This is a genomic window from Rhizobium etli CFN 42 (assembly GCF_000092045.1).
Lineage (GTDB): Bacteria > Pseudomonadota > Alphaproteobacteria > Rhizobiales > Rhizobiaceae > Rhizobium > Rhizobium etli.
Genome location: NC_007765.1, coordinates 474,367 through 492,415, shown reverse-complemented (window position 1 = coordinate 492,415; position 18,049 = coordinate 474,367). Strand labels below are relative to the sequence as shown.

Genomic DNA, 18,049 nt, shown 5'->3' with positions numbered 1-18,049 from the left:
CATTCATGATGGCTTTTGATAGATTACATCAAGCCTGCATTGAGCGTCGTCCAAAGTCAACCTATTCTCCCGACAACGGCATAGGGAGGCGGATAATGGCGATCCAGACAAAGAAACGAGACTACGATCTGCTCGGGGAAAGCGGCCGCACCGCGGTGGAGACGGGACTCGCGGCTGCCGAATGGTATCACACCGATATTCCCCGCAAGGAGATGAAGGCGCTGATGCAGCGATCCGATGCGCCGGCGATCCGTGACACGGTCATCTGGCTCGGCAGCATGGTGGTCTTTGCCGGTCTCGGCATCTATTTCTGGGGCTCCTGGATCGCGCTGCCCTTCTTCCTCGCTTACGGCGTGCTCTACGGCTCGGCCTCCGACAGCCGCTGGCATGAATGCGGTCACGGCACCGCCTTCAAAACGCGCTGGATGAACGACGCCGTCTACCAGATCGCCTGCTTCATGATCATGCGCAATCCGGTGACCTGGCGCTGGAGCCATACGCGCCATCATACCGATACGGTCATCGTCGGCCGCGATCCGGAGATCGCCGTCATGCGGCCGCCGGACCTGCTCCGGTTGATCCTCAATTTCTTCGGCATTCTCGACGTCTGGCATGCTGTCCTCGACATGCTGCGCAACGCCTTCGGCATCATCAGCGCGGCGGAAAAGACCTTCATTCCGGAGATGGAGCAGGCGAAGGCGATCCGCTTCGCCCGCATCTGGCTGACGATCTATCTCGCGACGATCGCCGTCGCGGTTGCCACCGGCTCGATCCTGCCGCTGATGCTGATCGGCCTGCCGCGCCTCTACGGCGCCTGGCACCACGTGCTGACCGGGCTCCTGCAGCATGGCGGCCTTGCCGACAACGTCATCGATCACCGGCTGAACAGCCGCACGGTCTATATGAACCCGATCAGCCGTTTCATTTATTGGAACATGAATTACCACGTCGAACATCACATGTTCCCGATGGTGCCCTATCACGCGCTGCCCCGGCTGCACGCAATGATCAAGCACGATCTGCCGGCGCCGAACCGGTCGATCTGGTCGGGCTACCGCGAGATGATCCCGGCTTTCCTGCGCCAGCTGCGCAACGAGGATTATTTCCTGAGGCGGGAACTGCCGGCCACCGCGCGGCCCTATCGCGAGGAATTCCACAACGAACTGGCGCCGGCGGCGCAATAATCGAAAATCGAGGAGGACAAAGATGAGCGGAAACTGGATCGAAGTCTGCGGCAAGGACGAGATCGACGAAGAGGATGTCATCCGCTTCGATCATGGCGGGCGCACCTTCGCGGTCTACCGCAGCCCCGACGACGAATTCTTCGCCACCGACGGACTCTGCACGCATGAACATATCCATCTCGCCGACGGGCTTGTGATGGATGAAATCATCGAATGCCCGAAACATAACGGCCGCTTCAACTACAAGACGGGCGAAGCCAAGGGTGCACCGGTCTGCGTCAATCTCAAGACCTATCCGGTCAAGATCGAAGGCGACACCGTCTTCATCGCTGTCTGAGGAGGCTGATGTGGCTCATTTCGTCATCCTCGGTGCGGGCGAATGCGGTGCTCGCGCCGCTTTCGCTCTGCGGGAAAAGGGTTTTGCCGGCGAGATAACGCTCGTTGGCGCCGAACCCCTTCACCCTTATGAACGGCCGCCGCTTTCGAAGGCGGCTGCCGCCGATGCGGGCGATCCGAAATTCATCGCGGCTGCGGACAAATACGCCGAAAGCGGCATCCGGCTGCTGATCGGTCTTGAAGCCAGGGATTTCGATCCTGCCTCCCGGACCGTCCTGCTTTCGGATGGCGCCGCACTCTCCTACGACAAGCTTCTGCTGGCGACGGGCGCGGCCGCGAGATCGTTCCCGGGCGCCTCCGAAGGCAATCCGCATATCCGTTCGCTTCGCACCCATGAGGATGCGGCCGCTCTGCGCGAGGCCATGAAGTCCGGCGGGCATATCGCCATTATCGGCGGCGGCTTCATCGGGCTGGAACTTGCCGCGACGGCGCGCTTGCTTGGCGCCGATGTCACCGTCATTGAGGGACTGGACCGCGTGCTGAAGCGCGGCGTGCCGGACGAGATCGCTCATCTGCTGACCGAACGCCACCGGGCCGAAGGTGTCGATATCCGCTGCGGTGTCTCGATTGAGACATTGACTGCGGAAAGCGGGAAGGCCGTCGTCAAACTATCGACTGGCGCGGTGATAGAAGCCGATCTCGCCCTCGTCGGCATTGGCGCGCGGCCGAATGTCGACATCGCCGAAAGGGCGGGGCTTACAATCGAAAACGGCATTGCCGTCGACACCTATCTCCGGACCTCGGCGCCTGATGTTTTTGCCGCCGGCGACTGCTGTTCCTTTCCGCTGCCTATCTATGGCGGCCGGCGGGTAAGGCTCGAATCCTGGCGCAATGCCCAGGAGCAGGGCACGTTGGCCGCCGCCAATATGCTCGGCTGCGACGAAGCCGTTTCAGCCGTGCCGTGGTTCTGGTCGGATCAATACGACATGACGCTGCAGATATCAGGCCTCGCCGAAGGGGCGGTCCTGCATCTGCGCCGCGACCTCGGACCGGACGCCTTCATTCTCTTCCACCTCGACGCTGATGGCCGGTTGATCGCCGCAAGCGGCATCGGCCCGGGCAATGCCGTGGCGCGCGACATCAGACTTGCGGAAATGTTGATCGCGGCTGGCGCCCATCCAGACCCTGCTGCGCTGACATCAAGCAACGTCAAGCTGAAATCCCTTCTGACCGCCTGAGCCCCCGATATTTTCAAAGGAATTGATGATGAAAAAACATAAGCGTGCAACCGTTGCCGATCTGCTTGCGGAAAAGGGCAAGCGCCAGCTGACCATGCTGCGCGTCACCTCGCTCGAGGAGGCCGAAGCCGCCGAAAAGTCGGGGATCGACATCGTCTCGGTACCACCGTCGCTGCTCGGCCCGGTCTTCCGCGAGGTCGCCCCCACGCCCTTTGCCATTCCGGGTCTCGAATATGGCGACCACGTCTCGGCCGAAGACTACCTGCGCGCCGCCTTTGCGGCCCTGAAGGCCGGCGGTGATGCCGTCTATTGCGCCGCGAGCCTGCAGACGATCCGTCGCCTGCGCGACGAGGGCATCCCCGTCTGCGGCCATCTCGGGCTGATCCCCTCGAAAGCCACCTGGACCGGAGGCTTCCGCGCCGTCGGCAAGACGGCAGCAAGTGCGGCCGAGATCTGGCGGCAGACCAAAGCGCTCGAGGAGGCCGGCGCCTTCGCCGCCGAAATTGAAGTCGTGCCGGGTGACGTTGCCGCCGCCATCAGCAGCAACACCTCGATGCTGATGATCTCGATGGGCGCGGGCAGCGGCTGCGACGCCCAATATCTCTTCGCCGACGATGTGCTCGGCGCCAATCGTGATCATTATCCGCGCCACGCCAAGGTCTATCGCAACTTCGCCGCTGAACATGACCGGCTGCAGCGCGAGCGCATCGCCGCCTTCATCGAATTCGCCGAGGACGTCAGGACCGGCGCCTACCCGGAAGAGCGTCATTGCGTCGGTATCGACGAGGCCGAATTGAAGATTTTCCGCGACCGGCTGACCAACGAGACGGGCAAGCGCTGACGCCTGCCCGGCGAGTCCCTTCTCCCCAGCGGGGAGAGGGGGAAAGTTGCATTGGCTTCCGTCGCCGCCTGTGGCAGGAATGATCCGTTCGATTCATTCGGAACGGAGTATTCGGCCCCTGTGACGATCGGCTTTGCGCATGCGGAACTGATTGCGGTGCTCGTCGCGGTGACGGGGGATGAGCCGCGCGTCATGACCATCCGCTCCGGCAACGCCCTGCCGTCGGGCCCATTCGAAATGGGCCATCGAACCCTGCAATCGGGCCTGCGCGAATGGGTGCAGGAGCAGACCGAGCACCCGGTTGGTTATCTCGAACAACTCTATACCTTCGCCGACCGCGACCGGAACAACGAGATTCTTGGCGGGCGGACAATCTCGATCAGCTATCTCGGCCTGGTCAACGAGCAGGCGGGCGCCGGCCGACCGGGATGGCACGGCTGGTACGACTATTTTCCCTGGGAAGACCATCGGCAGGGCAGGCCGGCCGTGCTGGACGAAATCGTGGCACGCCTCAGGAGCTGGGCGGATGCCGATCCGGCCCGGCGGGAGCATCGCCATCGCCGTGCCGACTTCAACTTCGGCCTCGACGGCGGCGGCTGGAATGAGGATCTGGCCCTGCAACGCTACGAACTGCTTTATGAAGCCGGCCTGGTGGCCGAAGCCGGTTGCGGGGTGGAAGCCAATCTCGGCCGGGCGATGTTTGCCGATCATCGCCGCATCCTGGCGACCGGGATCGCTCGGCTGCGCGCCAAGATCAAGTACCGCCCCGTCGTCTTCGAACTGATGCCGGAGAGTTTTACGCTCCTGCGGCTGCAGCGCACGATCGAGGCCCTGGCCGGGCTGACGCTGCACAAGCAGAATTTCCGCCGGCTCATCGAACAGCAGGAATTGGTCGAGGAAACCGGCGGAACGGAAAGCGAAACCGGCGGCCGACCGGCCAAGCTCTTCCGCTTCCGCCACACCGTGCTCGAAGAACGGGCGCTCGCAGGAACGAAATTACCGCTCTCCCGCAATTGACATATGCTCATAGCGAGAATATGTCTTTGCCTACAATATGCTCAAATCGAGCATAATTAGGAGCCGGTCATGAATCACGCAGTTTCCGCATCCTCGCTCTACAACCGCGTCAGCCGCGTCATCCCCAAAGCCGAATGGATGTCGTTCGCGGACGACGTGGACGCCATTCTCGAGCTCAAGCGCCGCCGTAATGCCGTCATTCTCGCTCACAACTATCAGACGCCTGAGATTTTTCACGGTGTGGCCGATATCGTCGGCGACAGCCTGGCGCTCGCCCGCAAGGCTGTCGAGGTCGATGCCGATGTCATCGTGCTGGCCGGCGTGCATTTCATGGCCGAGACCGCCAAGCTTCTGAACCCCGAAAAAACCGTGCTGATCCCCGATCTCGGCGCCGGCTGCTCGCTGGCGGATTCGATCACGCCGCAGGATATTGCGCTGCTGCGCCAGGCTCATCCCGGCGTGCCCGTCATCACCTATGTCAATACCTCGGCGGCGGTGAAGGCCGCCTCCGACATCTGCTGCACCTCGGGCAATGCCAAACAGGTGGTGGAGTCGCTCGGCGTGCCGAAGGTGCTGATGATCCCCGACGAATATCTCGCCCGCAACGTCGCCCGTGAGACCGACGTCGAGATCATCGCCTGGCATGGGCATTGCGAAGTGCATGAACTCTTCACCGCAGACGATGTTCGCCAACTGCGTGAAAACCATCCCGGCGTGACGGTGCTCGCCCATCCGGAATGCCCGCCGGACGTGGTGGCGGAGGCCGATTTCGCCGGCTCCACCGCTGTGATGTCCGATTATGTCGGCAGGCAGAAGCCGGCGCGCGTCGTGCTACTGACCGAATGCTCGATGAGCGACAACGTCGCAGTCCACCATCCCGACGTCGAATTCATCCGCCCCTGCAATCTCTGCCCGCATATGAAGCGGATCACCCTCACCAATATTCGCGCCGCACTTGAGGAAAACCGCCATGAAGTGACGGTCGATCCGGCAATCGCCGCAGCGGCGCGGCGCGCCGTCGAAAGGATGCTGGCGATATGAGCGAACGTCTCGATCATCTTGCCGGGCGCACCGTCATCGTCGGCAGCGGCCTCGCCGGGCTGATGACGGCACTGACGCTGGCGCCGGAACCCTCCGTCATCGTCACCCGCGCCGCCCTCGGCGCCGAAACATCGAGCGCCTGGGCGCAGGGCGGCATTGCCGCCAGCATCGGCGCCGACGACAGTGCGGCGCTTCATCTGGCGGATACGCTTGCTGCCGGCGACGGGCTCTGCGACCGGACCGTCGCGGCGGGCATCATTGCCGAGGCACCGGCAGCAATTGCCGCGCTGGAACAGGCCGGCGTGCGCTTCGACCGCAATGCGACGGGAGAATTCTCGCTCGGATTGGAGGCGGCCCATAACCGCCGCCGCATCGTCCATGCCGAAGGCGATGGCTCGGGTGCGGCAATCATCGCCGCATTGGTACGGGCCGTGGCGCAGTCGCCTGCCATTTCAATGCTCGAAGGCTTCGAAGCGCGGCGGATTCTGATGGACGGCGAGGAGGTCGCCGGCCTGCTCTGCGCGACCGCGGATGGGGCAGCCATCCTGCCGACCGCGAAGGTGGTACTCGCCACCGGCGGTATCGGCGGCCTTTATGATGCGACCACCAATCCGATCGGCAATTTCGGCCAGGGGATTGCGCTCGCGGCACGGGCGGGTGCGGAACTTGCCGACATGGAATTCGTGCAGTTCCATCCGACGGCGCTCGATTCTCGCCGCAGGCCCTTGGCGCTGGTCAGCGAGGCGGTGCGCGGCGAGGGGGCTCTGCTCGTCAATGAAAGCGGTGAACGGTTCATGGCCCGCATCCCGGGCGCCGAGCTTGCGCCGCGCGATGTGGTGGCGCGCGCCATCAGTGCCGAGATCGCCCGCGGCGGCAGGGTCTTCCTCGATGCCCGCGACGCGCTCGGCAGCCGGTTCGCTCCACGCTTCCCTGTGATCGCAGCCCTTTGCGGCGAAGCCGGAATCGATCCGGCGAAAGACCTCATTCCGGTGCGCCCGGCCGTTCACTACCACATGGGCGGCGTCGCAACCGATGCCAATGGCCGCAGCTCCGTTCCCGGCCTCTGGGTTGCCGGGGAGGCGGCCTCGACCGGCCTGCACGGCGCAAACCGGCTGGCCAGCAATTCGCTGCTGGAAGCGGCGGTGATGGGCATGCGGGCGGCGCGCGACGTAGCGGGCATGCCGGCACGAACCGGCAGTCCCTTGCAATCCGAAAGGCTGCCGGCGCTGGCCGACGCATCGCTGGTCCGCCCGGTCGTCTCGCGCCATCTCGGCGTGCTGCGCAATGGGGGTGCCGTCCAGGACGCAATTGCCGCCCTGCTGCCGCTTGCCGAAAGTGACGGCCCGGCCGCCGATCCGGCCATCGTCGCGCTTCTGATCGCCGTCTTTGCCGGTCTGCGGATGGAATCGCGCGGCGCCCATGCCCGCACCGATTTTCCTCTGAAGCTCGCCGATATCAAGCGCCGCCGGATGCGCCTTTCCCAAGCGCTGGAGATTGCCCGCGCCACACCGCCCTATTCGCTGGCCAGGAGCGCCTGACATGAGCCTCGCCCCGCTTCCGCGTCTGATTATCGAACCCTTGGTGCGGGCAGCCCTGCTCGAAGATCTCGGCCTTGCCGGCGACATCACCTCGGCGTCGGTCATTCCCTCAGATCACCGCTCCACGGTGGTGATGGCCGCCCGCCAGCCCGGCGTGATCGCCGGCCTCGATGCGGCCGACCTCGCCTTCACGCTCGTCGACCCCGAAATCGTCATGCGCCGCCACATCGAGGACGGCGATGCGGTCAAATCAGGCGACGTGATCGCCACTATCGAAGGTCCGTCACGCAGTCTCTTGACCGGTGAGCGCACCGCGCTGAATTTCCTCGGCCACCTCTCCGGCATCGCCACCGTCACGGCCGGCATTGCCGCCGCCATCAGCGGCACCAAGGCCTCGGTCGCCTGCACGCGCAAGACGACGCCAGGGCTGCGGGCGCTGGAGAAATATGCCGTGCGGGCCGGCGGCGGCATGAACCACCGTTTCGCGCTTTATGACGCGGTGCTGATCAAGGACAACCACGTGGCCATATCAGGCGGCGTTGCCGAGGCGATCCGCCGGGCGCGGGCCGGCGTCGGTCATCTGGTCAAGATCGAGGTCGAAGTGGACAGGCTCGATCAGCTGCAGGAGGCGATGGCCGTCGGTGTCGATGCCGTTCTGCTCGACAATATGACGCCGGACCAGCTGCGCGAGGCGGTCGCCATCGTTGCCGGGCGGGCAATCACTGAGGCATCGGGCCGGGTGACGCCGGCAACGGCCGCTGCAATCGCCGCTTCCGGCGTCGACCTTATTTCGGTCGGTTGGCTGACGCACAGCGCGCCCGTGCTGGATATCGGCCTCGATTTCGTCGAGGCCGCCGGCGCGGCATAAACCAGCGCCAAATAGATCGCGCCGATGCTGTGATCGATCAGGATCGGTCGCTGTTGGTTGCGGCTGTAGAGGCCGCAACGGCTGGAATAACGGATCAAAATCACGTCGGGGGCAAAGTGTTGGCAAGCATTTCCGGCCGCTTATGTGAGAAAATGCAAATATTCGGTGTAAAAACTTCTTTTTGCGCTATGCGCGGGCCTATTATCGCTCTAACATGTTCCTGACCGGTGCGTATGCGCGTCTGGTCTTCAGGGGTGAGAAGCGGGATGCAACGGACATCCGGACAGATGTCGACGAACAGGCTCTGCCTGCTCGGAAGACCGCGATTGCTGGCAGCGGGGAGGGAACTCCCCTTGCCGGAGAAGTCTTATTTTCTCTTCGCCATGCTCGCCGCCGAAGCCAATCTCGAACTCGACCGCGAAACCATCAGACGGCAGCTCTGGCAATCGGAAGCGCCGGAAAAACGCGCAGGCAGTCTGCGCCAGCTGCTGGCGCGCATCGAGCAAAGCATTCCCGCCGCCCTGCCGCCGCTGCTGAAAGCGACCCGAACCCATATCGGGCTTGCCGACGGCTGGGAAGTCGACGTCCATATGCTGAAGCAGAAAGGGCCGCTCGCAGCCGAAGACGGCGACATTCTCAATGGCGAATTGCTCGAAAGCGCCAAGTCGCCGACGCAGGGCGCCGAGGACTGGCTGACTTTCGAGCGCCAGCGCGTCGACGAATTGCGCGCCGCCCATCTGACCCGGCTGGTGGAAACCGCTGAAGACAGATCGGATGAAGAGCAGGTGGCCTTTGCCCGTCGCCTGCTGGAGCTCGACCCCGCCAGCGAGACGGCCTATCGGGCCCTGATGCGCACTTATGTCAGGATGAACGATCCGGCCGCGGCGCGCCAAACTTATCTGAAGTGCAAAAGCCAGCTGAAGGACGAGTTCGACGCCGAGCCGGAGGAAAGCACCACCGCGCTCGCCCGCGAACTCGGCCTGATCCCGGCAGCTCAGCCCGCTGCGGCCGAACGTCCATCGGCTGGGCCGAGTGGCTTCGCCGATCTGCTCGGCCAGCCGCGGATCATCATCCTGCCGCCGGAAAGCATTTTCACCGATCCGCTGATGGAGCGCGTCGGCAGGGCCTTGCTTGAGGACGTCACCATCGGCCTCAGCCAGCAGCGCGGCTTCAGGGTGATCGCAGCCCATACGAGCCTCGAAATCCTCAGCCGTTCGGTCGATCCGGCCCGTGCCGTGCCCCGCCCGCTCGACCTCAGCTTCGACTATGCGGTTTACGTCACCATCCAGGGCCGCGACGAGGATGTCTATGCGACCTGCCGTCTGACGCGGACGACGACATCGGAGGTGATCTGGGCTCTGGAATTGCCGCTGGTCATGCAGAAGATCAGTGAATCCTTCGCGCATCTGACACGGCGCATCGTCTCCTCGCTCGCCGACACCGTCGAACGCCACGAGCTGGCGATGCCGATCGGCGATGCGCCGCCATCCGCCTACCGTCTCTATCTGGAAGGCAAGCGGCTGATCGCCCAGACCGACCTGCAGCATCTGCGTCAGGCGCGCAAATGGTTCAAATCCTCGCTCAATCGTTACGAGAATTTTTCGGCCGCCCACGCCGGCGTGTCGCGTGCGCTCGGCATGGAATGGCTGATCCGCGGCATGCAGGACACCGAACTGCTCGACGAGGCGAATGGCGCCGCCCGGCAGGCGCAGCAGTCCGATCCGAACAGCGGCAGGGCCTACCGCGAGTTGGGTTTCGTGGCGCTGTACCGCCGCCGTTTCGACGAAAGCCTGGACTATTTCCAGCAGGCGCAGGATCTCAATCCCAACGATGCCGACATCCTCGCCGACTACGCCGATGCGCTGTGCCACTACGGCGACTTTGACAAAGCGCTGGACCTGAACAACGCGGCCTTCAAGCTCAATCCGCTGCCGCCCGATTATTACTACTGGAATCGTGGCGGGATTCACTTCGATCGCGGAGAATACCAACAGGCGATCGAGGCGCTTGAACCGGTGAAGTCCAAGCAGGCGACCGCCCGGTTACTCGCAGCCGCCCACGCCATGGCGGGGGATATGAAAAAGGCTGGCGGTTATGCGAGCGTCGTTCTGGATAATTTTCCGGATTTCCGCAGCGAGGACATCCGCCATTTCGTTCCCGATCGCGATCCTCGCTACACGGAAACGCTGATTCATGGCCTGCACCTGGCAGGACTTCCCTGATTATGCGGCCTTTTAACGAAGCCTGTAACGCTTAAATGACGCCGGCAGTGTTCCTCTTCAATGGTTAACGGCAGCCCGCTGCCTATCCCATTGGAGATGGACAATGAAAACCAGTGTTGAACCCAATGCCGCAATTCCGTCCCAGCCGCGTTTCTCGGCTGCAGCCAAGGCTGCGATGAAGCAGGACGAACTCACCATCAATGCGAACGCCCTCGAAAACCTGACTCATGCCCTGAAGTTCCGCTAAGGACGAGATGGGAATGTCCGCCTTTGCCGACCTTGAAACGCTAGCCGCTGATCTCAAACGATCATCCGCCGGCGTCAGCGAATATCACGACCGCGCAGTCATGCCGGCGCAGACACTTGCAGCCATCCGGCCGCATCTGCGCGGATTCGGCATCACGCGCGTCGGCCTGCTGACCGCCCTCGACGTTCTGAACATCCCAGTCGCCTTTGCGACGAGGCCGAACAGCCACACGCTTTCGGTCTTCCAGGGCAAAGGCATCGACAATGATGCCGCCATGGCCTCGGCCGCCATGGAGGCGATCGAGACGCGAATCGCGGAAATTGCGCCTGCCGACCTGACGAAGGCGACGGTGGAGAGCATGCGGGCGGAACGCGCCGCCATGATCGATCTCGACAATGTCGCACGATGCGCACCCGATGACATCGGCGGTGACCCCATCCCTTGGTGCTCTGGCCTCGACATTCTGTCCGGCAGCAGCGTCTTTGTCCCCTGGTGGCTCGTCGGCCTCGACCATCGCGGCGAGCGGCCGCCGGGCTTCGAGCAGTCGAGCGATGGGCTTGCCTCCGGCAATACGCCGTCCGAAGCGGTTCTGCACGGCCTTTGCGAGCTGGTCGAGCGCGACGCCTGGGCTCTGACCCAGCTGAAATCACCGCAGCGCCTCCAGGAGAGCCGCATCGACCCCGCCTCCTTCGACGATGCGGTCATCGACGTCATGACCGACCGGATCACCCGCGCCGGCATGCGGCTGCTGCTCATCGACATGACCACCGATGTCGGCGTTCCGGCTTTTCTGGCCGTCATCATGCCGGGCAATCTTTCCGACCGCGTCGACGCGCGCTGGTCGCATGTCTGCGGCGGCTGCGGCTGCCATCGCGATCCCGTGCGCGCCGCATTGCGCGCCATCACCGAGGCGGCGCAGAGCCGGCTGACGGCGATCGCCGGCAGCCGCGACGATTTCTCGCCGCGCATCTATCAGCGGCTCGACAAGAGTGCGGCGATGCAGCAGCTGGTCGAACTCTGCGAGAGCGACGGCCGGATGCGCGCCTTTCAGAGCCGCCATCGCCGTGCCGCGACGATCCAGGAGACCATCCACAACATAGCCGACCGGCTGGTGGCGAGCGGGATCGGGCAGATCGTCGCCGTGCCCTTTGCCCATCCGGCTTTGCCGGTCTCAGTCGTCAGGGTGATCGTGCCGGGCCTGGAGGTCGATATATCAGGTCAGTACATCCAGCTCGGCCTGCGCGCCGTCAACACCATGAGAGGAGCCCAATCATGAAGGTTCTGTTCGTCGGTCCGAGCCTTGGTAGCGGCCTTGCCGCAGCGAGAAATATCTCTCCTTGCATCGATTTCCGCCCGCCCGCCGCCCGCGGCGACATCCTGAAGGCGGTGGAGGATGGCGCCACCGCGATCGGCCTCGTCGACGGCTATTTCGGCGAGCTGCCTTCGGTCTGGCACAAGGAAATTCTCTACGCGCTTGAACATGATGTCGCCGTAGCCGGCGGCGCTAGCATGGGCGCATTGCGGGCTGCGGAATGCGCTCCGTTCGGGATGGTCGGCCTCGGCTCGATCTTCGAAGATTACGAGTCCGGGAGGCTGCTCGACGACGAGGCCGTCGCGCTGGTACATGCGCCGCAGGCGCTTGGCTGGCTGCCGCTCTCCGTACCCTGGGTCGATTTCGAACCGACGATCGATGCGCTTTATGCCTGCGGCGAGATTTCGACGGGTGAGCGCAAGAAACTGCTGCTCTCCGGTCGCTTCCTGCATTTTTCCGAGCGCACCTATGCGAGGGTGATCGACGAGTGCCATTTCCGCAAGCCGCGCCGCGACCACCTCCTAGCCGCTCTCCGCAAGAACCGCGTCGAACGCAAACGCAACGACGCGCGGCTGGTGCTGGAGTGGCTGCATCGCGACGAATTCGCACCCGTCAATCGTGACTGGCGCTTTGCCGCAACCTCGCATTGGGAGCTTTTGCACGCGGAAGTCACACGCAATGTGACTCCTGTAACGCTAGAATAACGGTCTCGGCGAAATGATGCAGTGGTGATGGAATCTGAGGCTTCACGGCCAAAGGGGCGGGACAATGTTTGAACAACATAACGAAGGTACAGGCAGTGAATACGCAAGGATCTTCCGGCTGCTGTCGGCAGCCAAGGAGGAGGCTGAAAAGCTTCAGCTGCGTAATCTGATGCACCTGACGAACATGGCGCTGCTGCAGGTCGTCATCGATTGGGACGGCATAGATCCGGACAGGGAACTTGACGTCAACCTCGAGAAACTGCTCGGCAGCAAGGCCAAGATCGCAATGAAGGACGCTAGCGAGAATCTGATCCTGATCGATCGCCATTGACCTTCATGCCGTCCGTTGAGATCGCGTGAAGGAGACCCGGCCTATTCGGCCGCTTCACCGTCGACCTGTTCGGTGTGGGCGATTGCCTGAACAAGCTTCAGGATCTTCTTGCGAAGAGCTTCGTTTTTGATCGAGAAGAACGCCGCATTCAGAAGGACACCCTCGCGCGAAATAACGAATTCCTCGCTGGGAGCCGGGTTGTCGTTAGCCGTTACAGGGGTCGACAGGTCGTCAAAGAACGTCCTGACGTCCACATTCAGCGCGCCGGCGATTTCAACCAGCATGCTGGCTGAAACGCGGTTGGAGCCTTTTTCGTATTTCTGGATCTGCTGAAACGTTACGCCGACACGATCGCCCAATTCCGTCTGCGAAACTTTGCGCAGCAGACGCTGTATGCGGATCGTCTTTCCGACATGAACATCTACTGCGTGCGGTTCTTCTTTCATTTGTTTTCCCTCCTGAGGACACGGACATGAGGTTATTCGCCATATCCGTGTCTGACAACTTGTAACTGAGACACACAAAGCTAGCAATTGTTTGGCTGTAAGTCGTCCCAAACCGAAACATTGCATCGCCTCATATTAGCAGCAGCAAAAAACATGCCAAAGTAGCACTTTTGGGGGGTACATCATCCGATTTCAGGGTGCCGAGCATGCTAGTTTGCGGCGGACCTTCCAGCCAAAGGATCTGGACGGCGTAAACAAAAGGTTACAATGACCAGAGGCGCTGGGCATTGGCGAAGAGCAGCTTCGACCGCTCCGCCTCGCTGCTGCCGGAGATGAGAGCATGGGTCGCTGCAACCCAGGTGGAAAGGCCGCCGCCGAGCGTGCAGACCGGCCAGTCGCTGCCCCAGACGACACGATCCCAGCCGAAGTTTGCGATGACATGTTCGATATAGGGCGTCAGCGTCTGCGCTGTCCATGTCTGCGCCTCCGCATAGGCGACGACGCCGGAAATCTTGCAGATCACGTTCGGCCGGCGGGCGATCTCCGATATTCCGGCTTTCCACGGCTGGAACGCATCGGAGCGGATATCCGGCACGCCGCAATGATCGAGTACGAACTGCACGTCGGGCGCGAGATCGATGAGAGCTGCGACGCGGCCGGCCTGATGCGGCAATGTGCAGAGGTCGAAGGTCAGGCCGCTGCCGCCGATGCGCCGGATGTTGTCCCGAAACAGGGCGCCTTCCGAGACGTTGTCGGGCACGACATGCAGCACGCGGCGGAATCCCTTGACGAAGGGATCGGCCTTCTGCCGCTCGAAATAGGCGGCAAAGCCTTCCTCCTCGGGACGGCAGGAGACAATCGCCCCGGCAATCAGGTTGCCTGGCCTTTTGGCGAGAGAGGCAATGTGGTCGGTCTCGGCCTGCATGACGGCTGGATCGACGTCCACCTCCATGTGCAGCGCCGTCGTAATGCCGCAGCGCCGCGCCTCGGCGGCATAGGTCTCATAGAGAAAGTCATGATCGAGAGCCGGCACACCGGAAAGCCAGGGATAGGAAAGCGCCGACCGGTCGATGATGTGCAAATGGGTGTCGATGAGCACGCGTTCCTCCTCCAGGAATGAGCTTTGCCGCAACCTATTTCTCGTGAATGAATTATTCAAATAGAAATTCTCGAGCTCCTCCCACCTGTTCAGCCGGAATTGACGACATCCGCCCCGGCCAGCAGCGAAAGCTGAGCGGCGGTCTTCTGCACCAGCGTGATCGTCTGGGTGATGTCGGGGGCGGACGGCGCGTTGACAAGGGCGATAAAGGGGCAGGTGAGGGCGGCGATGCAACGCCGATCCGGCCCGAGAACCGGCGCCGACAAATTGTAAACGCCCGATGTCTGGGCGCTTGCCATCATCTCGTAGCCGCGCTCGCGGATATGGTCGAGACGATCGTAAAATTCGGCGCCAAGGTCGATATCGGCGCGGTTGCGCGCATGTTCCGATATCATCATCTCCCGCTCCTCGTCGCTGCGGAAGGCGAGCAATACATGTCCCGAACCGGTGTCGAACAGGCTGATATGGGCGCCGATGCGGATCGAGAAGCCCCAATAGTCCGGTGCCTCCTGCTGGGCGATGACAACGGCGGCGCCGCGGTCAAAGACGGCGAGATGATTGGCCTGGCGCGTACGCTGGGCAAGCTCACGCATCAGCGGCGTGGCGTAGGAAGCGAGCCGGCGCACGGGCGCATGCAGTTGTGCAAGACCGAAGAGCTTGAGCGTCAGTGAATAGCGATCGCCATCCAGCCGGGTGACGTAACCGCGACGCACCAGCCGGTCGAGCATGCGATAGAATTCATTGGGGCTGCGATCGAGCCGCTTGGCGATCTCCGCCTGGGTGAGGCCGCTGTCGACGCCGGCGAGCAGCTCCAGGATATCGAGGCCCTTGTCGAGGGCAGGAGCGCGGTAACGGTCTGATTCGTCGATCTCCATTCCTTCCTCCTGTGAATATTGTTCTGCATATCCGCAGAACCACGGCCGGAAAAGGAAAACTTCACGCTTGACCCTTGGCCAATCGTCTGTTTGTCTATAAACAGACAAATCATAATTGAAGATAGCTGATCAGCAGAAACGAGGCGAGGCTTCGTGCCTTGCTCCAGACCGGACGAAACGCAAAGAGAGAAAATGGCAGGCTCTGATGGACGCCCTATTCCATCACTGCTCGGCCTTCGGCAAGATAACCGCATGCATCGTCTCATGTAGACAATCCAGAAGAGGCCCGTGACATGACAAACAGACTTTCCGGCAAGACCGTTCTCATCACCGCGGCCGGCCAGGGCATCGGCCGGGCGACGGCGGCGGCCTTTGCCGCGGCCGGCGCCAAGGTCCACGCAACCGACATCAACACCGATGCGCTGGCGACCCTTGCCGCGGAAACCGGCGTCTCCACCCATAAGCTCAACGTGCTCGATGGGGATGCGGTCACGGCGCTCGTCGCCGAAATCGGCGCTGTGGACGTGCTGTTCAACTGCGCCGGCTTCGTCCATGCCGGCTCGATCCTGGAAATGCCGGATTCCGATCTCGAATTCGCTTTCGACCTCAACGTCAAGGCAATGATCCGCACCATTCGGGCGGTGCTGCCCGGCATGCTCGAACGCAAGGACGGGTCGATCATCAACATGGCCTCCGTCGCCTCCAGCATCAAGGGCGTGCCGAATCGCTTCGCCTATGGTGTCACCAAGGCGGCGGTCATCGGTCTTACCAAATCGGTCGCCGCCGATTATGTTGCTCAAGGCATCCGCTGCAATGCCATCTGCCCCGGCACGGTGGAAAGTCCGTCCTTGCAGGACCGCATGCGCGCCCAGGGCGATTATGATGCGGCCCGCGCCGCCTTCATCGCCCGCCAGCCGATGGGTCGGCTCGGCACGCCGGAAGAGATCGCCGATCTCGCCGTCTATCTCGCCGGCGCTACCTACACGTCTGGCCAGGCGATCGCCATCGACGGCGGCTGGACGATCTGACGTCCGCTCATGACGCGGCCGGCAGACCGCCGGCCGATCCGGCTATCGCAATTGGCCCCATAAATCGGGAGGAACACCATGACCCGCATCACCGACCTTCGCGTCTTCGATCTCCGCTTTCCCACCTCGCAAAGCCTGGATGGATCCGACGCGATGAACCCCGATCCCGACTATTCGGCCGCCTATGTCATTCTCGCCACGGATGTTCCAGGCCTTGCCGGCCATGGCCTGACCTTCACCATCGGCCGCGGCAATGACATTTGCTGCATGGCGATCGAGGCGATGCGCCACCTCGTCGTCGGCGCCGATCTCGGCGACGTGCTTGCCCATCCCGGTAAGTTCTGGCGGCATCTGACGAGCGACAGCCAGTTACGCTGGATCGGCCCGGAAAAGGGTGCCATGCACCTGGCGACCGGTGCGGTCGTCAACGCCGTCTGGGATCTGCTCGCCAAACAGGCTGGCAAGCCGGTCTGGCGGCTCGTCGCCGATATGTCGCCGGAAGAAATCGCCGATATTGTCGACTACCGCTACCTCACCGACGTGCTGACGCGCGATGAAGCGGTCGCTATCCTCAAGAAGGCTGAAGCCGGCAAGGCGCAACGGATCGCCATCCTCGAAAAGGAGGGTTACGCCTGCTACACAACCTCGGCCGGTTGGCTGGGTTACGAGGACGAGAAATTGCGTCGGCTCTGCCAGGAGGCGATCGATTCCGGCTTCAACCATATCAAGATGAAGGTCGGGCGCGATCTTCAAGACGATATCCGCCGTCTGAGAATCGCCCGCGAAGTGATCGGTCCCGATCGTTACCTGATGATCGACGCCAACCAGGTCTGGGATGTCGGTCAGGCGATCGACTGGGTCAAGGCGCTTGCTTTCGCCAAGCCCTTCTTCATCGAGGAGCCCACAAGCCCCGACGACATCGCCGGCCACCGCAAGATCCGCCAGGCAATCAGCCCGGTGAAGGTCGCGACCGGCGAGATGTGCCAGAACCGCGTCATGTTCAAGCAGTTCATTGCCGAAGGCGCGATCGACATTGTCCAGATCGATTCCTGCCGCATGGGCGGGCTGAACGAGGTCCTCTCCGTCCTGCTGATCGCCGCCAAGTTCGGTTTGCCGGTCTGGCCGCATGCCGGCGGCGTCGGCCTCTGCGAATATGTGCAGCATCTGTCGATGATCGACTATGTCGCGGTATCGGGCACCAAGGAAGGCCGCGTCATCGAGTATGTCGATCACCTGCACGAACATTTCCTCGATCCCTGCCGGATCGAGAACGCCGCCTATATGCCGCCCACCCTGCCGGGCTTTTCTATCGAGATGAAGCCAACTTCGATCAGCGAATATACGTTCCGGAGCTAAACAAAGGTTTGATCCGGTTTTGAGGGCATTCGGAACCGGTCCAAGCCGTCGCACGACCTCGCACGCACCGCATCACCGGCGGCATGATGCTTGCGCAGGCCGCGTGTATGGTCTCGAGATTATCCAGCTCTGCGACAATCAGGCCGATGGTCTTCGATCCCTCCGTGCCATCCGGGAAAGTGATTGTTTTGCAATAGCTCTTTTGCGCCCGCACGAGATCATGCAACCGTACTGGAAATTGCAACTTTCCAAAGGTATTTTGCGCCAGCCCCTTGTTCAGCGGCGATAATTGTTTAAGAGCCCAAACTTGGATTTAAGTCATCTTTAATTGCAGCCAGGCAATGACGCTCTCGTTTCCAGATTTTC

Annotated in this window: 18 protein-coding genes; 15 read left to right on the top strand and 3 right to left on the bottom strand. The window is 62.4% G+C overall.

From position 1 onward, the window contains the following. The first annotated feature begins 95 nt into the window (after window positions 1-95). The 13 genes from RHE_RS26350 to RHE_RS26295 all read left to right on the top strand — a co-directional run bounded on the left by RHE_RS26350 (window position 96) and on the right by RHE_RS26295 (window position 12,879). Window positions 96-1,184: a fatty acid desaturase family protein gene (locus RHE_RS26350; protein WP_011428299.1), complete on the top strand. Its 1,089-nt coding sequence runs from the start codon at window positions 96-98 to the stop codon at window positions 1,182-1,184. A 22-nt stretch (window positions 1,185-1,206) separates the two neighbouring features. Then, on the top strand, window positions 1,207-1,521 hold the full coding sequence (locus RHE_RS26345) for a MocE family 2Fe-2S type ferredoxin (RefSeq protein WP_011428298.1): 315 nt from the start codon (window positions 1,207-1,209) through the stop codon (window positions 1,519-1,521). Window positions 1,522-1,531: 10 nt separating this feature from the next. Continuing rightward, a complete protein-coding gene (locus tag RHE_RS26340; RefSeq protein ID WP_011428297.1) occupies window positions 1,532-2,758 on the top strand; it encodes an NAD(P)/FAD-dependent oxidoreductase in 1,227 nt (408 codons plus the stop codon). 25 nt (window positions 2,759-2,783) lie between these two features. After that, entirely contained in the window at window positions 2,784-3,599 is an 816-nt protein-coding gene (locus RHE_RS26335) for a 3-methyl-2-oxobutanoate hydroxymethyltransferase (protein WP_187331741.1), read from the top strand. A gap of 120 nt (window positions 3,600-3,719) precedes the next feature. Continuing rightward, on the top strand, window positions 3,720-4,616 hold the full coding sequence (locus RHE_RS26330) for an NUDIX hydrolase (RefSeq protein ID WP_020923246.1): 897 nt from the start codon (window positions 3,720-3,722) through the stop codon (window positions 4,614-4,616). A 69-nt stretch (window positions 4,617-4,685) separates the two neighbouring features. Then, complete coding sequence (gene nadA, locus RHE_RS26325) at window positions 4,686-5,657, top strand: quinolinate synthase NadA (RefSeq protein ID WP_011428294.1); 972 nt, start codon at window positions 4,686-4,688, stop codon at window positions 5,655-5,657. Then, window positions 5,654-7,195 carry an L-aspartate oxidase gene (locus RHE_RS26320; RefSeq protein ID WP_011428293.1) on the top strand — a complete coding sequence of 514 codons (1,542 nt, stop codon included), beginning with the start codon at window positions 5,654-5,656 and terminating at the stop codon, window positions 7,193-7,195. The genes nadA and RHE_RS26320 overlap by 4 nt, the downstream gene beginning before the upstream one ends. 1 nt (window position 7,196) lies before the next feature. After that, window positions 7,197-8,063 (top strand): carboxylating nicotinate-nucleotide diphosphorylase, encoded by an 867-nt coding sequence (gene nadC / locus RHE_RS26315; protein ID WP_011428292.1) that lies wholly within the window; start codon window positions 7,197-7,199, stop codon window positions 8,061-8,063. A gap of 266 nt (window positions 8,064-8,329) precedes the next feature. Next, window positions 8,330-10,285 carry a BTAD domain-containing putative transcriptional regulator gene (locus RHE_RS26310; protein ID WP_041679087.1) on the top strand — a complete coding sequence of 652 codons (1,956 nt, stop codon included), beginning with the start codon at window positions 8,330-8,332 and terminating at the stop codon, window positions 10,283-10,285. Window positions 10,286-10,388: 103 nt separating this feature from the next. Next, a complete protein-coding gene (locus tag RHE_RS33860; protein WP_166486945.1) occupies window positions 10,389-10,532 on the top strand; it encodes a hypothetical protein in 144 nt (47 codons plus the stop codon). A gap of 13 nt (window positions 10,533-10,545) precedes the next feature. After that, window positions 10,546-11,808: a YcaO-like family protein gene (locus RHE_RS26305; RefSeq protein ID WP_011428290.1), complete on the top strand. Its 1,263-nt coding sequence runs from the start codon at window positions 10,546-10,548 to the stop codon at window positions 11,806-11,808. Further along, on the top strand, window positions 11,805-12,548 hold the full coding sequence (locus tag RHE_RS26300) for a TfuA-like protein (protein WP_011428289.1): 744 nt from the start codon (window positions 11,805-11,807) through the stop codon (window positions 12,546-12,548). The genes RHE_RS26305 and RHE_RS26300 overlap by 4 nt, the downstream gene beginning before the upstream one ends. 64 nt (window positions 12,549-12,612) lie before the next feature. Beyond that, window positions 12,613-12,879 carry a hypothetical protein gene (locus RHE_RS26295; RefSeq protein WP_004668299.1) on the top strand — a complete coding sequence of 89 codons (267 nt, stop codon included), beginning with the start codon at window positions 12,613-12,615 and terminating at the stop codon, window positions 12,877-12,879. Window positions 12,880-12,920: 41 nt separating this feature from the next. On the opposite strand, the gene RHE_RS26290 is transcribed toward RHE_RS26295, so the two are convergent. The 3 genes from RHE_RS26290 to RHE_RS26280 form a co-directional block, all read right to left on the bottom strand. Beyond that, window positions 12,921-13,325, bottom strand: coding sequence for a helix-turn-helix domain-containing protein (locus RHE_RS26290; protein WP_011428287.1), 405 nt, complete (start codon window positions 13,323-13,325; stop codon window positions 12,921-12,923). Between the two features lie 262 nt (window positions 13,326-13,587). Next, window positions 13,588-14,424, bottom strand: coding sequence for an amidohydrolase family protein (locus RHE_RS26285; protein ID WP_020923242.1), 837 nt, complete (start codon window positions 14,422-14,424; stop codon window positions 13,588-13,590). An 89-nt stretch (window positions 14,425-14,513) separates the two neighbouring features. Continuing rightward, the gene (locus RHE_RS26280; RefSeq protein ID WP_011428285.1) at window positions 14,514-15,299 is read right to left on the bottom strand and encodes an IclR family transcriptional regulator; all 786 of its coding nucleotides are present in this window, start codon (window positions 15,297-15,299) and stop codon (window positions 14,514-14,516) included. Between the two features lie 293 nt (window positions 15,300-15,592). Between RHE_RS26280 and RHE_RS26275 the strand changes: the two genes are divergently transcribed. Together RHE_RS26275 and RHE_RS26270 are read left to right on the top strand one after the other, a co-directional pair. Continuing rightward, window positions 15,593-16,327, top strand: a complete 735-nt coding sequence (locus tag RHE_RS26275) for an SDR family oxidoreductase (RefSeq protein WP_011428284.1) — start codon at window positions 15,593-15,595, stop codon at window positions 16,325-16,327. A 78-nt stretch (window positions 16,328-16,405) separates the two neighbouring features. After that, the gene (locus RHE_RS26270; RefSeq protein ID WP_011428283.1) at window positions 16,406-17,683 is read left to right on the top strand and encodes an L-fuconate dehydratase; all 1,278 of its coding nucleotides are present in this window, start codon (window positions 16,406-16,408) and stop codon (window positions 17,681-17,683) included. The last annotated feature ends 366 nt before the right edge of the window (window positions 17,684-18,049 follow it).

Coding starts and splice junctions, on each gene's coding strand:
- RHE_RS26350 (WP_011428299.1), top strand. CDS start 96: ATGGCGATCCAGACAAAGAAACGAGACTACGATCTGCTCGGGGAAAGC.
- RHE_RS26345 (WP_011428298.1), top strand. CDS start 1,207: ATGAGCGGAAACTGGATCGAAGTCTGCGGCAAGGACGAGATCGACGAA.
- RHE_RS26335 (WP_187331741.1), top strand. CDS start 2,784: ATGATGAAAAAACATAAGCGTGCAACCGTTGCCGATCTGCTTGCGGAA.
- nadA (WP_011428294.1), top strand. CDS start 4,686: ATGAATCACGCAGTTTCCGCATCCTCGCTCTACAACCGCGTCAGCCGC.
- RHE_RS26320 (WP_011428293.1), top strand. CDS start 5,654: ATGAGCGAACGTCTCGATCATCTTGCCGGGCGCACCGTCATCGTCGGC.
- nadC (WP_011428292.1), top strand. CDS start 7,197: ATGAGCCTCGCCCCGCTTCCGCGTCTGATTATCGAACCCTTGGTGCGG.
- RHE_RS26310 (WP_041679087.1), top strand. CDS start 8,330: ATGCAACGGACATCCGGACAGATGTCGACGAACAGGCTCTGCCTGCTC.
- RHE_RS33860 (WP_166486945.1), top strand. CDS start 10,389: ATGAAAACCAGTGTTGAACCCAATGCCGCAATTCCGTCCCAGCCGCGT.
- RHE_RS26305 (WP_011428290.1), top strand. CDS start 10,546: ATGTCCGCCTTTGCCGACCTTGAAACGCTAGCCGCTGATCTCAAACGA.
- RHE_RS26300 (WP_011428289.1), top strand. CDS start 11,805: ATGAAGGTTCTGTTCGTCGGTCCGAGCCTTGGTAGCGGCCTTGCCGCA.
- RHE_RS26295 (WP_004668299.1), top strand. CDS start 12,613: ATGTTTGAACAACATAACGAAGGTACAGGCAGTGAATACGCAAGGATC.
- RHE_RS26290 (WP_011428287.1), bottom strand. CDS start 13,325: ATGAAAGAAGAACCGCACGCAGTAGATGTTCATGTCGGAAAGACGATC.
- RHE_RS26280 (WP_011428285.1), bottom strand. CDS start 15,299: ATGGAGATCGACGAATCAGACCGTTACCGCGCTCCTGCCCTCGACAAG.
- RHE_RS26275 (WP_011428284.1), top strand. CDS start 15,593: ATGACAAACAGACTTTCCGGCAAGACCGTTCTCATCACCGCGGCCGGC.
- RHE_RS26270 (WP_011428283.1), top strand. CDS start 16,406: ATGACCCGCATCACCGACCTTCGCGTCTTCGATCTCCGCTTTCCCACC.